Annotated in this window: 12 protein-coding genes; 8 read left to right on the forward strand and 4 right to left on the reverse strand. The window is 68.0% G+C overall.

Going from position 1 to position 14,228, the window contains the following annotated elements; genetic code table 11:
• Positions 1-42: 42 nt before the first annotated feature.
• Together BM417_RS29320 and BM417_RS29325 are read right to left on the reverse strand one after the other, a co-directional pair.
• A complete protein-coding gene (locus BM417_RS29320; RefSeq protein ID WP_093601222.1) occupies positions 43-1,326 on the reverse strand; it encodes a cytochrome P450 in 1,284 nt (427 codons plus the stop codon).
• Positions 1,327-1,357: 31 nt separating this feature from the next.
• A complete protein-coding gene (locus BM417_RS29325) occupies positions 1,358-1,951 on the reverse strand; it encodes a TetR/AcrR family transcriptional regulator (protein ID WP_093601224.1) in 594 nt (197 codons plus the stop codon).
• Between the two features lie 154 nt (positions 1,952-2,105).
• On the opposite strand from BM417_RS29325, the gene BM417_RS48050 reads away from it, so the two are divergent.
• From BM417_RS48050 to BM417_RS29360, 8 genes are all read left to right on the forward strand, one after another.
• A complete protein-coding gene (locus BM417_RS48050; RefSeq protein WP_177320666.1) occupies positions 2,106-2,258 on the forward strand; it encodes a hypothetical protein in 153 nt (50 codons plus the stop codon).
• A gap of 203 nt (positions 2,259-2,461) precedes the next feature.
• Entirely contained in the window at positions 2,462-5,371 is a 2,910-nt protein-coding gene (locus tag BM417_RS29330; RefSeq protein WP_093601226.1) for a PQQ-dependent sugar dehydrogenase, read from the forward strand.
• A gap of 146 nt (positions 5,372-5,517) precedes the next feature.
• A complete protein-coding gene (locus BM417_RS29335) occupies positions 5,518-6,717 on the forward strand; it encodes a glutamate-cysteine ligase family protein (RefSeq protein WP_093601228.1) in 1,200 nt (399 codons plus the stop codon).
• The gene (gene egtB, locus BM417_RS29340; RefSeq protein WP_093601230.1) at positions 6,714-8,018 is read left to right on the forward strand and encodes an ergothioneine biosynthesis protein EgtB; all 1,305 of its coding nucleotides are present in this window, start codon (positions 6,714-6,716) and stop codon (positions 8,016-8,018) included. The genes BM417_RS29335 and egtB overlap by 4 nt, the downstream gene beginning before the upstream one ends.
• A gap of 4 nt (positions 8,019-8,022) precedes the next feature.
• Positions 8,023-8,748: an ergothioneine biosynthesis protein EgtC gene (gene egtC / locus BM417_RS29345; RefSeq protein ID WP_093601232.1), complete on the forward strand. Its 726-nt coding sequence runs from the start codon at positions 8,023-8,025 to the stop codon at positions 8,746-8,748.
• Positions 8,745-9,716, forward strand: a complete 972-nt coding sequence (egtD, locus tag BM417_RS29350) for an L-histidine N(alpha)-methyltransferase (RefSeq protein WP_093601234.1) — start codon at positions 8,745-8,747, stop codon at positions 9,714-9,716. Before egtC ends, egtD begins: the two co-directional genes overlap by 4 nt.
• A 63-nt stretch (positions 9,717-9,779) precedes the next feature.
• A complete protein-coding gene (locus BM417_RS29355) occupies positions 9,780-11,372 on the forward strand; it encodes an alpha/beta hydrolase (RefSeq protein WP_093601235.1) in 1,593 nt (530 codons plus the stop codon).
• A gap of 114 nt (positions 11,373-11,486) precedes the next feature.
• Complete coding sequence (locus tag BM417_RS29360) at positions 11,487-13,082, forward strand: alpha/beta fold hydrolase (RefSeq protein WP_093601237.1); 1,596 nt, start codon at positions 11,487-11,489, stop codon at positions 13,080-13,082.
• Here the strand turns inward: BM417_RS29360 and BM417_RS29365 are convergent.
• Together BM417_RS29365 and BM417_RS29370 are read right to left on the reverse strand one after the other, a co-directional pair.
• The gene (locus tag BM417_RS29365) at positions 13,067-13,501 is read right to left on the reverse strand and encodes a hypothetical protein (protein ID WP_093601239.1); all 435 of its coding nucleotides are present in this window, start codon (positions 13,499-13,501) and stop codon (positions 13,067-13,069) included. The genes BM417_RS29360 and BM417_RS29365 overlap by 16 nt on opposite strands.
• Complete coding sequence (locus BM417_RS29370) at positions 13,498-14,217, reverse strand: sulfite exporter TauE/SafE family protein (protein WP_093601241.1); 720 nt, start codon at positions 14,215-14,217, stop codon at positions 13,498-13,500. The genes BM417_RS29365 and BM417_RS29370 overlap by 4 nt, the downstream gene beginning before the upstream one ends.
• Between the last annotated feature and the right edge of the window lie 11 nt (positions 14,218-14,228).

The following is a 14,228-nucleotide window of genomic DNA, read 5'->3' on the forward strand; positions in this document are numbered from 1 at the left end:
AAGTCGAGCACTCCCCGCAACAAATCTTGCCCCAGGTCAGCATTACTTCACTGCCAGTGACCGTTTGGTTTCGTTGGCACGTACCGGAAGTCGCAACGCGCCGCGGATCAGCTTGGACCGACGACGGGTCACTGGGCCGTCCGCGCCGAGGTTCGGGAAGCGCTTGAAGAGCTCGTGCAACGCCAGCGAACCCTCGATGCGGCTCAGGCCCGCGCCGATGCAGTAGTGGATGCCCGCGCTGAACGCGAGGTGCTCGCGTGCGTTGGACCGCGTCGGGTCGAACTTCAGCGGGTCGGCGAAGACGCGTGGGTCGCGGTTCGCCGCCGCCAGCATCAGCATCACCGGCATGCCCTTCGGCAGGGAAACCCCGGCCAGTTCCAGGCGTTCCCTCGGCCAGCGGATCGTGTACTGCACGGGCGGGTCGAGGCGCAGGACCTCCTCGACGAACCCCTCGGCGTACTCGGGACTTTGGGCCAGCGGCGCGATCGTGTGCGGGTTCTCGAACGCCTTGAGCACGCCGTTGCTGATCAGGTTGACCGTCGTCTCGAACCCGGCGAAGAGCAACAACCCCGTGGTGGCAACGAGATCCTCGCGGCTCAGGTCCTCGTGCTGGGTGACGAGGTGGCTGACGATGTCGTCCTTCGGGTTGCGGCGGCGCTCGTCCATCAGGCCGTCGATGAAGTCGTTGTACTCGATGATCGTGGCGTGCAGGTTCTTGAGCTGCTTGTGCGACCACACGCCGTCGAGCGTCTCCGCCAGCGAGCTTCCCCAGCGCGCGAAGACGTCCTTGTGGTCGTCCGGCACGCCCAGCAGGTCGGCGATGACCTGGATCGGTACCTGCGACGCGAACTCGGAGACCACGTCGAACCGGTCGTCGAGGCGGTCGAGGTACTGGGTGACGATCTTCTGGATGGACTCGGTGCGGTCCTTGAGCGCTCGTGGCGTGAAGAACGGCTGGACGAGCTTGCGCAGCCGGGTGTGCGTCGGCGGGTTCATCATCAGGAACGAGTCCTGCACCGGGTTGACGATCTTCTCGCCGTCCTTGACCAGCGTGATCGGCACCATCGACGCCTCGTCGAAGGTCGCGGTGATGAACCTGTTGTCCCGCAGCACCGAGTCGCAGATCTCGCGGCTGGGCGTGACGTAGGCGCCCATGCGGCTGCGCACCATGTCGCCCTTGGCGCGCACCTTCTCGTACATCGGGTACGGGTCGCGGTCCGGCGGCGAGGCCATGACACCGGCGTACGGGTCACCGAGCAGCGCGTAGCCGCGAACGAGCGTGCGCACCGCGAAGAACTGAGTGGCTGTCTTCAGCGTGGACGGCATACGTCCACATTGAGTGGTACGCGAAGAACTCTCAAGAGTTGCGGCGGTGTCGCCGCACGGTTTCTTCGACTAGATCGAGTACGGGTTCCATGTCGTCTGCGGGCAGGCCCATCGCGAGGTGCGAGACGAGGCCTTCGAGGACGAGCTCCAGGAAGCTGGTCAGCACCGTCACGTCGACGTCGTCGCGCAGGTTGCCGGCTTCTCGTTGCCGGATCAGGCGCTGACGGGTCGCGGCGGTGAGCTGCTCGCTGCGCTCGGCCCAGCGCGCCCGGAAGTCCGGGTCCGTCCGGAGCCTGCGAGAGACCTCGAGGCGCGTGCCGAGCCAGTCGGCGGCGTGCTCCTCGTCCCTTTTCTCCGGTTCGTCGAGAAGGTCGCGCATGACCTGGACGAGGCCCTGTTCGGCCACCACGTCGGCCATGCGGAGCGCGTCGTCCTCGGCGAGTGCGAGGAAGAGCGACTCCTTGTCGCGGAAGTGGTGGAAGATCGCACCGCGAGAGAGTCCCGTTGCCTCTTCCAGACGGCGTACGGTGGCACCTTCGTAGCCGTGTCGCGCGAAACAGGAACGCGCGCCGTCGAGGATCTGACGGCGGCGGGCGTCGAGGTGGTCCTGACTGACCCTGGGCACCGGTAGATGGTCGCAGGGGGAGGGCGGGAAATCCAATCCGTACGTACGGATTGGACACGTCCATCTGTGTGATCTTCCCGGCGGATCCCTTTCGTGTGGATCATCGGGCGGGCCTGCGTGAACGGGCGGGCTTCCGGCCATATCCTTCCGCGCCATGGACACGCAGGAGATCATCAAGCTGTCGGCGCTCGCTGAGCGCCTCGGGTGGCAGCGGCGTGAGTCCACAGGCGTGCACGTGGTCGATCTGCTGCTCAGTCGCACCGTCACGGATCTCATCGCCGCCCTCGCGGAGAACCGGGATCGGTAACGGGATCTGGTAAGCGCTTTCCCGCAGTTCCCGGAGGGGGTTGACTCCGGATGTCGCGGGTGGTGTGATCTGCGCGACAGTCAGGAAAGTTTCCTGTCTAAAACTGAATCCGCCGCCGCTCCGTCGTGATCCCCCTACCCGTCTTTGTGGGAGGCACAACAGTGGCACCGAGTAGAAGCCGGACGTTTCGCACGTTCGGCGCGATGGGTGTTGCCTGCACAACAGCCATCGCCGTGATGTCGGTACCGGAGTCGGCCCTCGCGGCGCCGGTCCGGTACGAAGCGGAGAGCGCGACGATCTCGCAGGGCGTGGTGGAGTCGAACCACGCCGGATTCTCCGGAACCGGGTTCGTCAACGTCGACAACGTCGTGGGGAGCTCGGTCGAGTTCACCGTCAACGCCTCGAAGGCGGGCCAGGCGAAGCTGGTCTTCCGCTACGCCAACGGAACCGCGGACAACCGGCCGGTCGACGTGAGCGTCAACGGCGGTCTCGCCGTCGACGAGCGCGCCTTCGCGGGCACCGGCGCGTGGACGACGTGGGTGTCGGCCGAGAACACCGTGAACCTGAACGCGGGCGCGAACAAGATCAAGCTCACGTCCACCGGTGCCACCGGCGGCCCGAACCTCGACTACCTCGAGGTCGACGAGATCGCCGGCGTTCCCGCCCTGGAGCAGGAGGCGGAGAACGCGACGATCTCTCAAGGTGTCGTGGAGTCCAACCACGCCGGGTTCTCCGGCACGGGCTTCGTCAACTACGACAACGTGATCGGCTCGTCCGTCGAGTACACGATCAACGCGGACTCCGGCGGCGAGCACGAGCTCACGTTCCGCTACGCCAACGGAACGACGGTCGACCGCCCGGTCTCGGTGACCGTGGACGGCGCGAACGCCCAGACGGTCTCGTTCCCCGGCACGGGCGCGTGGACGACGTGGCAGACGCGGACCCTCAAGGTCACGCTGCACGCCGGTTCCAACAAGATCAAGGCGACCGCGACGACCGCGAACGGCGGCCCGAACGCGGACAAACTGACCGCGGTCCTGACCGGCCCCGCGGACAACGAGGCGCCGACGCCGCCGCGCAACCTCCAGTTCGTCAGCTCCACCCACAACTCGGTGTCGCTGAAGTGGGAGGCGGCCACCGACAACGTGGGCGTCACCGGCTACGACATCTACCAGCACGGCCAGCTCGTCACGAGCGTCGGCAACGTGCTGGAGGGCACCGCGACCGGCCTGCGCGCCGACACCCTCTACGACTGGACCGTGTTCGCGAAGGACCGGGCGGGCAACGTCTCGCAGGCCTCGAACAACGTCCCGGGCCGCACTCAGCCCGCGCCGCCGGACAGCCAGGCGCCGACCACTCCCGGCACGCTGCGGTCGACCGGCACCACCTCGACCAGCGTCTCCATCGCCTGGGGTGCCTCCACGGACAACGTGGCCGTCACCGGTTACGAGATCCACTTCGACGGTGCTCTCAAGCAGACCGCCGACGGTTCGGCCACGTCCGCGACCGTCGCGGGCCTGGTCAACGGCCAGACGTACCTGGTGAAGGTGCGGGCGAAGGACGCGGCGGGCAACTTCTCGGCGTTCTCGAACGAGATCTCCGTCAAGCCCGGCGCGGGCGGCGGCACCGGCGTGCCGAACCCCGGCTCCGTCACACAGATCGCCGGTGGCGTCGACGTGGCGTGGGGCCTCGCGTTCCTGCCGGACGGCTCGGCGTTGGTGACCGAGCGCGAGACGTTCAACGTCCTGCGGATCACCGAGGGCGGCACCAAGACCGTGATCGGGAAGGTGCCCGGCGCGGTCGGCACCAACGGTGAGGGCGGCGCGCTCGGCATCGAGGTCTCGCCGAACTGGGCGTCCGACCGGTTCATCTACATCTACCACACCTACGCGAGCGGAAACCGCCTGGTCAGGGCGCAGTTCGACGGTGCTCAGCTGTCCGGATGGACGACGTTGCTCGACGGTGTGCCGAAGAACCGCTACCACAACGGCGGGCGCCTGCGGTTCAGCCCGGACGGCCGTTTCCTGTTCATCTCCACCGGTGACGCGCAGAACGGCAACAACGCGCAGAACCTGAACACCAACGCCGGCAAGATCCTGCGGATCAACCCCGACGGCTCCATCCCCGCCGACAACCCGTTCTCGGGCAAGGCGATCTGGAGCTACGGCCACCGCAACGTGCAGGGCCTCGACTTCGACTCGCAGGGCCGTCTGTGGGCCTCGGAGTTCGGCAACTCGTCGCAGGACGAGGTCAACCTGATCACCAGGGGCGGCAACTACGGCTGGGACGCCTGTGAAGGGACGTCGGGCAACTGCACCGGCACCATCCCGCCGAAGAAGACCTGGTCGACCTCGCAGGCCTCACCCTCGGGCCTGACGATCATCAACGACTACGTCTTCGTCGCCACGACCGTCGGCCAGCGCATCTACCGGATGCGCATCGATGCCAACGGCAACCTCGTCGACCAGCAGATCTACTTCCAGGGCACCTACAACCGCCTGCGCACGGTCGAGGTGGACCGCGACGGCGACATCTGGCTGACGACGACGACCGACAAGGACGGCTCGGCCGGCAACGACCGCGTCCTGCACATCGACATCGTCTACGAAGGCGGTGGCGGCGGCGGTTTCAAGCTGACGTCCTCGGCGTTCGCGGACGACGCGATGATCCCGGCCAAGCACACCTGCGCCGGTGACGGTGTCGCCGGTCAGGACCCGTCGCCGCCGTTGGCGTGGGGCGAGTCCACCGGGGCGCAGGCCTACGCGATCGTGTTCGCGGACCGCGTGAACTCCGGCAACAAGCTGCACTGGGCGATCTGGGACATTCCGGGCTCCACCCGGTCGTTGCCGGAGAACCTCGGGTCCGGGTTCGCGGTGCCCGGTCAGGGGTCGGCCAAGCAGAAGGCGATGGGGTCCGGGGGCAACGCCCTGAAGTACTTCGGACCCTGCCCCGGCGGCTCGACCAACCCGTACACGTTCACGTTGTACGCGTTGAGCACCACGACCGTGCCCGGGATCACTTCCAGTTCGACGATGGCCCAGATCGAGACGGCCATCAAGAACGCGTCAACCGCCAACACGGTGCTGCGCGGCCGTTCGAACGCCAGCACGTAAGAAACATCTCCACCAGGTGAGACGAGTGCCCGTACGCACGCGTGCGTACGGGCACTTCACTTGTTTCGTAAGGATTTGAGAGCTGCAACTGTCAGACCCCGCGTGTAGCGTCGAACGGGCCAGACGATCACGGGGAGTGTGGCAGCGTGACTGCGTTGCGTAACAAAAGGGCGCCGGCGAGGTTCGCCGACCGCGCCGAGGCCGAGGCTTATGTGGCCTCGGTCTGCTTCAAGCACGGGCCTCCGAGGCTGTTCGGCGTGGAGCTCGAATGGACGGTGCACCACGCCGAAGATCCGTCCCAGAAGCTAGACAGGCACAGGCTGGCGGCGGCTCTCGGAGAGCACGCTCCGCCGACACTCGTTCCGGACAGCCCTCAGCGGCCGCTTCCCAGCGGCACCCCTTTGACCGTCGAACCGGGCGGGCAGGTCGAGATCTCCACACCTCCCTGCACCAGCCTCCCGGACCTCTTCCAGACGGTCTCCCAGGACATCTCCCACCTCACCGCCATGCTGGCCGAGCACGGTCTCGTGCTCGGCGAGCAAGGCGCTGACCAGCATCGCAGTCCCACGCGCATGCTTCAGGTGCCTCGGTACGCCGCGATGGAGCACGCGTTCAGCGCACTCGGCGACGACGGCATCTCGATGATGTGCAACACCGCGGGCCTTCAGGTGTGCCTCGACTTCGGCGAGCAGAAGCACCTCCAGGACCGATGGGCGGCCGTGCACCAGCTCGGGCCGGTGTTCATCGCGTTGTTCGCGAACTCGCCGAGCATCGGCGGGATGCACGAAGGCTGGGCGTCAGCGCGCATGCGCACGCTCTACGGCACGGATCCCGTGCGCACCAGACCAGCTGCTGTGTGCGCCGATCCGGCCCAGGCCTACGCGCGAAGAGTCGTGGACACACCCGTCATCGTCGTGCGCGGGCCGGGTCCTAGTTGGATTCCGCCGCGTCCCATGACGTTTGTGGACTGGATGAACGGGGCACACGATCGGGTCCCCACCAGCGACGACCTCGACTACCACATGTCGTTGATGTTCCCGCCGGTCCGGCCGCGCGGGTACATCGAGATCAGATACCTCGACACGCCCGCGCCTGGCGGGTGGATCGCGCCGAGTGCGCTGCTCGTCGCGCTGTTCAGCGACCCGTCCGTTGTGGACGGAGTGCTGGCGGCGACGGAACGGGCCGCCGGGCGGTGGCTCATCGCCGCACGGCACGGAATGGCGGACGAACGCATCGCCAGGGCCGCGAAGGACGTCGTCGCCCTGGGCATCGAGGCGTTGCCCCGCACCGGACTCTCCGACGACCAGATCAGCACCATCAGCCGGGAGCTTGAGGGGAAGCTGTGACCCGCCAAATCGATGTAGACGGCCTCCGCGAGCAGGTGGCGGAGGAACTGTTGCGCTCGCGCGCGCGTTCCACCGCCCTGACCGACGCCGTCGACGAGCACGATCTCGTCCGGCAGCACTCGAAACTGATGTCGCCGCTGGTCTGGGACCTGGCGCACATCGGCAACCAGGAAGAGCTGTGGCTCGTTCGCGACGTCGGCGGACGCGAACCGGTGCGCAGCGACATCGACGAGTACTACGACGCGTTCAAGTTCTCCCGCAGCGTGCGGCCCGAGTTACCGCTGCTGAACCCGCGGGAGACCCGCCAGTACGTCGGGGACGTGCGCGGCAAGGTGTTCGACGTGCTGGAGAAGGTGCCGCTGCAAGGGCGCCGGCTCGTCGAGAACGGGTTCGCGTTCGGCATGATCGTGCAGCACGAGCAGCAGCACGACGAGACGATGCTGGCCACGCACCAGCTGCGCACCGGCGAACCGGTCCTGCACGCGCCGTTGCCGCCTGGCGGAAACCTCGTTCCCGCAACGGAAGTGTTCATTCCGGGCGGACCGTTCGACATGGGCACGTCGGACGAACCGTGGGCGCTCGACAACGAACGACCCGCGCACGCCGTCCACGTCGACTCGTTCTTCATCGACACCACGCCGGTCACGAACGGCGAGTACGCCGAGTTCATCCTGGCCGGCGGGTACGACGACCGTCGCCTGTGGACGGACGAGGGCTGGGAGCACCGGACGAAGGCCAAGCTGGTCGCGCCGAGGTTCTGGCAGCGCGAGGAGAACTCGTTCGTGCGCACCGCGTTCGGCGTGACCGAACCGATCGTGCCGGACGAACCCGTTGTGCACGTGTGCTTCCACGAGGCCCAGGCCTACGCGACGTGGGCTCGCAAGCGTCTGCCCACGGAGGCCGAGTGGGAGAAGGCGGCCCGCTTCGACACGGCGACCGGCAAGACCCGGCGTTATCCGTGGGGCGACGAGGAACCGACCGGGCAGCACGCGAACCTCGACCAGCGGCACCTGCGCCCGGCCCCGGTCGGCGCCTACCCGGCCGGGGCGTCGCCGAGCGGCGTGCACCAGCTGATCGGTGACGTGTGGGAGTGGACCTCCAGCGACTTCGGTCCGTATCCGGGCTTCGAGGTGTTCCCGTACAAGGAGTACTCCGAGGTCTTCTTCGGACCGGACTACAAGGTGCTGCGCGGCGGCTCGTTCGGCACCGACAGGTCCGCGATCCGTTCCACGTTCCGCAACTGGGACTACCCGATCAGAAGGCAGATCTTCTCCGGCTTCCGCTGCGCCAGGGACGCCTAGGCCGATGTGCCGCCATCTGGCTTACCTGGGCACAGCCATGCCCATCGCCGGTCTGCTCTACGACGCACCGCACTCGTTGGAGCACCAGTCGTACGCGCCGGGTGACATGCGGGCCGGGGGAACCGTCAACGTCGACGGCTACGGCGTGGGCTGGTTCCCCGGCCCGGTGCGCTACCGGCGCGCCGGCACGTTGTGGAGCGACGCGAACCTGCGTCAACTGGCGAGCGTGGAGTCGACGGCCTTCCTGGCCGCGGTCCGTTCGGCGACAACGGGTATGCCCGTCACCGACGCGGCGTGCGCGCCGTTCACCGACGGAACGTGGTTGTTCAGCCACAACGGACGTGTCGACGGCTGGCCGCACACCGTGGCGGGGCTGGCGAAGACGCTCGACGTGACCGATGTGCTCACGATGGACGCGCCGACCGACTCCGCGCTGTTGTGGACGGTCCTCAGGCGTCGTCTGGAGACCGGGAAGAACCCGGCCCGAACGCTTGTTGAACTCGTGCGAGAGGTCGCGGACGTGGCACCGAGGTCGCGCCTGAACTTCTTGCTGACCAACGGGGAAGTGCTCGTGGGGACAACGTGGACACACGCCCTGTGGGTGCTTCAAAAAGGCGAGGGCGTGACACTCGCGTCCGAGCCGCTCGACGACGACCCGGGCTGGCGGGAGATCCCCGACCGGCACGTGGTCACCGCCGTTCCATCCACTGTGGAGGTTCGACCGATATGACCGAGCCGGTGCTGGACGTTCATCTCAAGCCGGAGGACGCCGCACACGCGCTACGTGCCGACGTGCGGGCCGGACTGACCGCGGACCCGAAGTGGGTCTCGCCGAAGTGGTTCTACGACGCCGTCGGCAGCGCGTTGTTCGAGGACATCACCCGGCTGCCCGAGTACTACCCGACCCGTGCCGAACGCGAGGTGCTCGCCGGGCGCGCGGGCGAGATCGCGGCCACGACGGGCGCGCATTCGTTGGTGGAGCTGGGTTCTGGCTCATCCGAGAAGACCCGGCTGCTGCTCAGCGCACTCAGGGAGCACGGAACGCTCAGGGAGTTCGTGCCGCAGGACGTGTCGGTGTCGGCGCTCACCGAGGCCGCGCACGCGATCATCGCGGACTACCCGGGTCTGCGGGTGCACGGCGTGGTCGGCGACTTCACGCAGCATCTGAGCTTGCTCCCAGGGGAGTCACCGCGCGTGGTGGCGTTCCTGGGCGGCACGATCGGCAACCTGATTCCGGAGGAACGGGAGAAGTTCCTCCGCACGGTCCGCGACGTGCTGGAGCCGGGGGAGTGGCTGCTGCTCGGCACGGACCTGGTGAAGGATCCGGGAACCCTGGTGCGCGCGTACGACGACGCGCAGGGCGTCACGGCGGAGTTCAACCGCAACGTGCTGAACGTGCTCAACCGCGAGGTCGGCGGAGACTTCGACGTCGAGGCGTTCGAGCACGTCGCGTTGTGGAACGCCGAGCAGGAATGGATCGAGATGCGCCTGCGGGCCAAGCGGGCCATGCGCGTGACGCTCGCCGAACTCGGCCTGACCGTCGAGTTCCGCGAGGGCGAGGAGCTGCGGACCGAGGTGTCGGCCAAGTTCCGCGAGGACGGTGTGAGGCAGGAACTGGAGGACGCCGGGTTCTCGCTGCACCGCTGGTGGACCGATTCGGAGGGCAGGTTCGCGGTCTCGTTGGCCCAAGCGGTGTAACCGGGGTCACAACCCGACGATAGGCGGGTTCACGCGGTGCGCGCTCAGTGATGGGCTGCATCGATGACTCCTGCATCAACGCGTGCCGTGCGCGTGGCGCTCGCCAGTGCGCTCGCGCTCGGTACCGTCATCACCGGCCTGGGCAGCGCGTCAGCCCAGAGCGAAGCCGTGTCGACCGTGAGACCTGCCGCGTGGGGGCCGTGCGCGGCGGACGTGCTCGCCGAAATTCCGGTCGCCGAACGCACCAAGGTCAGCTGTGCGGTCCAGGCGGTGCCCGTCGACCACTCGCGGCCGCGCGGGGACTCGACCGGCGTCATCATGATGAAGCGCCCCGCCGGCGACCCGGCGAAGAAGATCGGCTCGCTGTTCATCAACCCCGGCGGTCCCGGTGGCGCCGGCCTGATCTACAGCGCCTACGGCTCCAGCTTCTTCACCCCGGAGATCCTGGAGAAGTTCGACCTCATCGGCTTCGACCCGCGCGGCGTCGGCCGCAGCGCGCCGCTGCGCTGCTTCCGCACCCAGGAGGAGGCCGACGCGGTGAACGTCGGCTGGTACGCGTTGCCGATCACCAAGGACGAGATCGCGAGCTCGATCCGGCAGTCCAAGGTCTACACGGACTACTGCAAGATCAACGCCGGTCCGCTGCTCAACCACATGTCGACCGAGGCCGTCGCGCGCGACCTCGACGTGATGCGCGAAGCCGTGGGGGACAGGCAGCTCACGTACGTCGGTTTCTCGTACGGCACGTTGCTCGGCGCGACCTACGCGAACATCTTCCCGCAGAGGTCGCGTGCTCTGGTCCTGGACGGCAACGTCGACCCGCAGCTGCGTTTGACGAATGGCGCGCAGTACGACCGTGAGCGTGCTCGTGGCTTCGAGATCGCGCTCGACGCGATGCTGAAGCGTTGCGACTCGGTCGGTGTCGAGAAGTGCACGTTCGCCGGTGGTGCCCGCAAGAAGTTCGACGACATCCGCGAATCGCTGCGCAAGGCGCCCACGACGTTGCCGAACGGCACCCAGGTGACGCTGACCGGCCTGGTCGGCCGCACGGCGAGCAACCTGTACAGCCCGACCACGTTCAAGGCCCTGACCGCGTGGCTTCAGTCGATCCACGCCGCCCAGAACCCGTCGGCCTTGGGTGTTCAGTCCGTTGTGGACGTTCCGATGCTGAACAACCTGGGCGGCAAGGCCGACGTGCGGGTGCTGCCCGAGACGCCGTACACGAGCGACGACTCGTACTACGCCGTCAACTGCACCGACAAGCCGTTCTCCCGCACGACCCGCAACTGGGCCTCGACCGCGGACAAGTGGGAGAAGGAGTCCAGGACGTTCGGCCGCTACCAGGCCGCGTCCGACCTGCTGACCTGCCCGACGTGGCCGACCCGCAACCCGGACCGCTGGATCGGCCCGTGGAACCGCCACACCAAGAACCCGATCGTCGTGGTGGGCAACTACTACGACCCGGCGACGCAGTACCTGTTCTCGCAGCGCATGGCCAAGCAGCTCGGCAACGCGCGCCTGATCAGCGTCGACTCGTTCGGGCACTGCATCCTCGGTGACTCGGCCGGCGCCGACGCGGCGGTGACGAGGTACCTCGTCGACCTCACCGCGCCCGCGAACGGCCAGGTGTTCCAGCCGAACGCGCAACCGTTCTGACCCTGAGGCCGCCTGCCTGTCGTCGGGACACAACCCGACGATAGGCGGGTACAAACGGTGCACGCTGGGTGATGGGGTGCATCCGTGACGTCATCTTCCAGTTCTCTGCGTGTTGTGCGCGCGGCGCTCGCGAGCGCCCTCGTGCTCGGCACCGTCGTTTCCGGCCTGGGCGCGGCGAGCGCCCAGGCCGATCCCGCCGTCAAGCCCGCTGCCTGGGGGCAGTGCGCGGCCGACGTGCTCGCCACCCTTCCCGCCACGGTGACGCCCGAGGAGCGCGCGAAGCTCACGTGCGCCGTCCAGGAGGTGCCCGTCGACCACTCGCGCCCGCGCGGTGAGAAGACCGGCATCGCGATGATGAAGCGCCCGGCCAACGACCCGTCGCGCAAGATCGGCTCGATCTTCCTCAACCCCGGTGGCCCCGGCGGCTCCGGCCTGATCCGCGGCGCCGTGTCGAAGAACTACTTCGGCGCGTCGGTGCTCGACCGGTTCGACGTCATCGGCTTCGACCCGCGCGGCGTGGCCCGCAGCGCGCCGCTGCGCTGCTTCCGCAGCCAGGAGGAGGCCGACGCGGTCAACGAGGGCTGGTTCTCGCTGCCCATCACGAAGGACGAGATCGCGAGCTCGATCCGGCAGTCCAAGGTCTACACGGACTACTGCAAGATCAACGCCGGTCCGCTGCTCAACCACATGTCGACCGAGGCCGTCGCGCGCGACCTCGACGTGATGCGCGAGTCGGTGGGCGACCAGCAGCTCAACTTCGTCGGCTTCTCGTACGGCACGCTGATCGGCTCGACCTACGCGAACATCTTCCCGCAGCGCACGCGGGCGATGGTGATCGACGGCAACGTCGACCCGCAGCTCCGGCTGACCAACGGCGCCGAGTACGACCGCCAGCGCGCCGACGGCTTCGAGATCGCGCTGGACGCGATGCTGAAGCGCTGCGACTCCGCCGGTGTCGCCAAGTGTGCGTTCGCCGGTGACGCCCGCGGCAAGTTCGAGGCGATGAAGACGGCTCTGGGCAAGGCTCCGGCGACGTTGCCGAACGGCACGAAGGTCACGCTGTCCGACGTCGTGGGCCGCGTCGCGGGCGACCTGTACTCGATCGCCAGGATCACGCCCCTGGCGGCGTGGCTGCAGAGCGTCCACGTGGCGTTGAACCCGTCCACGGCCACCGCCGCCGCGCTCACCGTTCAGTCCACTGTGGAGCTCGCCGCTCCGTTGAACAACGCCGGTGGCCGCATGGACGTCGACCCGCTGCCGGACACCCCGTACACGGCGGACGACTCGTACTACGCCGTCAACTGCACGGACAAGCCGTTCTCCCGCACGAACCGCAACTGGGAGAGGACCGCGGTCAAGTGGGAGAAGGAGTCGCCCACGTTCGGCCGTTACCAGGCCGCGTCCGACCTGCTGACCTGCCCGACGTGGCCGACCCGCAACCCGGACCGCTGGATCGGCCCGTGGAACCGCAAGACGAAGAACCCGATCGTCGTGGTGGGCAACTACTACGACCCGGCGACGCAGTACCTGTTCGCGCAGCGCATGGCCAAGCAGCTCGGCAACGCGCGGCTGATCAGCGTGGACTCGTTCGGCCACTGCATCCTGGGCCGCTCGGCGGACACGGACGCGGCCGTCGCGAAGTACCTGGTGGATCTCATTCCGCCGGCTGAAGGCTCGACGTTCCAGCCGAACGTTCAGCCGTTCGCCTGACCCCTTCGCAGCCAGCGGTGGCGGTGCTCGTACAGCACCGCCACCGCGGCGGCGACGATCAGCAGGTAGGCGGAGTACGAGGGCCGCAGCCACACGGTGAGGCCGAACAACGCCGCCGTGGCGAACGCCGGCCAGGTGCGCCGCACGATCGCCCACACCAGCACCGCCGCGGCGACCACCCAGAGCAGGCTGTAGTCGTAGACCACCTCCACTCCGGGAAGCCGGGCGCTCATCTCCACCCCGCGCAGCGTCTCGTAGCGCTCTTGGCCCGTGTACCAGTCAGGCTGGGTGCCGCAGCGCGCACCGGGTTGCGAGCACAGACCGTCCAAGCCCTTCAGCTCGAGAACCGGCGCGTGAACGACCACCGTCAGCGCGGCCAGCGAGCCGATTCCGAGCACGGCCCACGCGGGGATCTTCACGACAGCAGGCTCCTCACGATCAGCACCACCGCACTTGTGCCTGCCACGACCAGCATCGGCGTCCGGATGCCCTTGGCGTCGAACCTCTTGCGCAAAGGCCCCGAAAGCAGGAATCCGGCGACCAGGAACGGGACCAGCGCGAGGCCGGTCCACAGCTGGTGCGCGGAGACCTGACCGGCGGCGAGGAGCCCGAGCACCGATGCGCCGGAGCCCAGCACGAAGAACGCCGCGAGCGTCGCCCTGACCTGCGGCCCGGCCTGGTTCTGGTAGAGCAGCGCGACCATCGGGCCGCCGACCGCCGTGGCCGTGCCGAACGACCCGCTCGCGAACCCGGCCGTGACCAGGGACTTCGGTCGAGGTTCCGGTCGCCAGGTCGTGATCGACAGCAGTACGCACGCCAGCACCGAGCCGCCGACGACCAGCCCGAAGCCCTTCGGGTCGAGCGCGTCGACGATCCAGATGCCGACGACGGTGCCGGGCAGGCGTCCGAGCATCGCCCAGCCGACGCCGCGCCAGTCGACGTGGCTGAACTCCCTCGCCAGCGCCATCGACGCGTGCGTGGCGGCGATCATCAGCACCGGCACCGGAAGCAGTGCCGGATCGAGCAGCGCGAGCAACGGGACGGCGACCAGCGCCAGCCCGAAGCCGATCAGGCCCTGCAACAGGCCCCCGGCCGCGACGACCACACCTGCTGTCAGCAGCAACCCCCAGGACATAGTTCGCGATG

The sequence above is a fragment of the Lentzea waywayandensis genome, assembly GCF_900115955.1.
GTDB lineage: Bacteria > Actinomycetota > Actinomycetes > Mycobacteriales > Pseudonocardiaceae > Lentzea > Lentzea waywayandensis.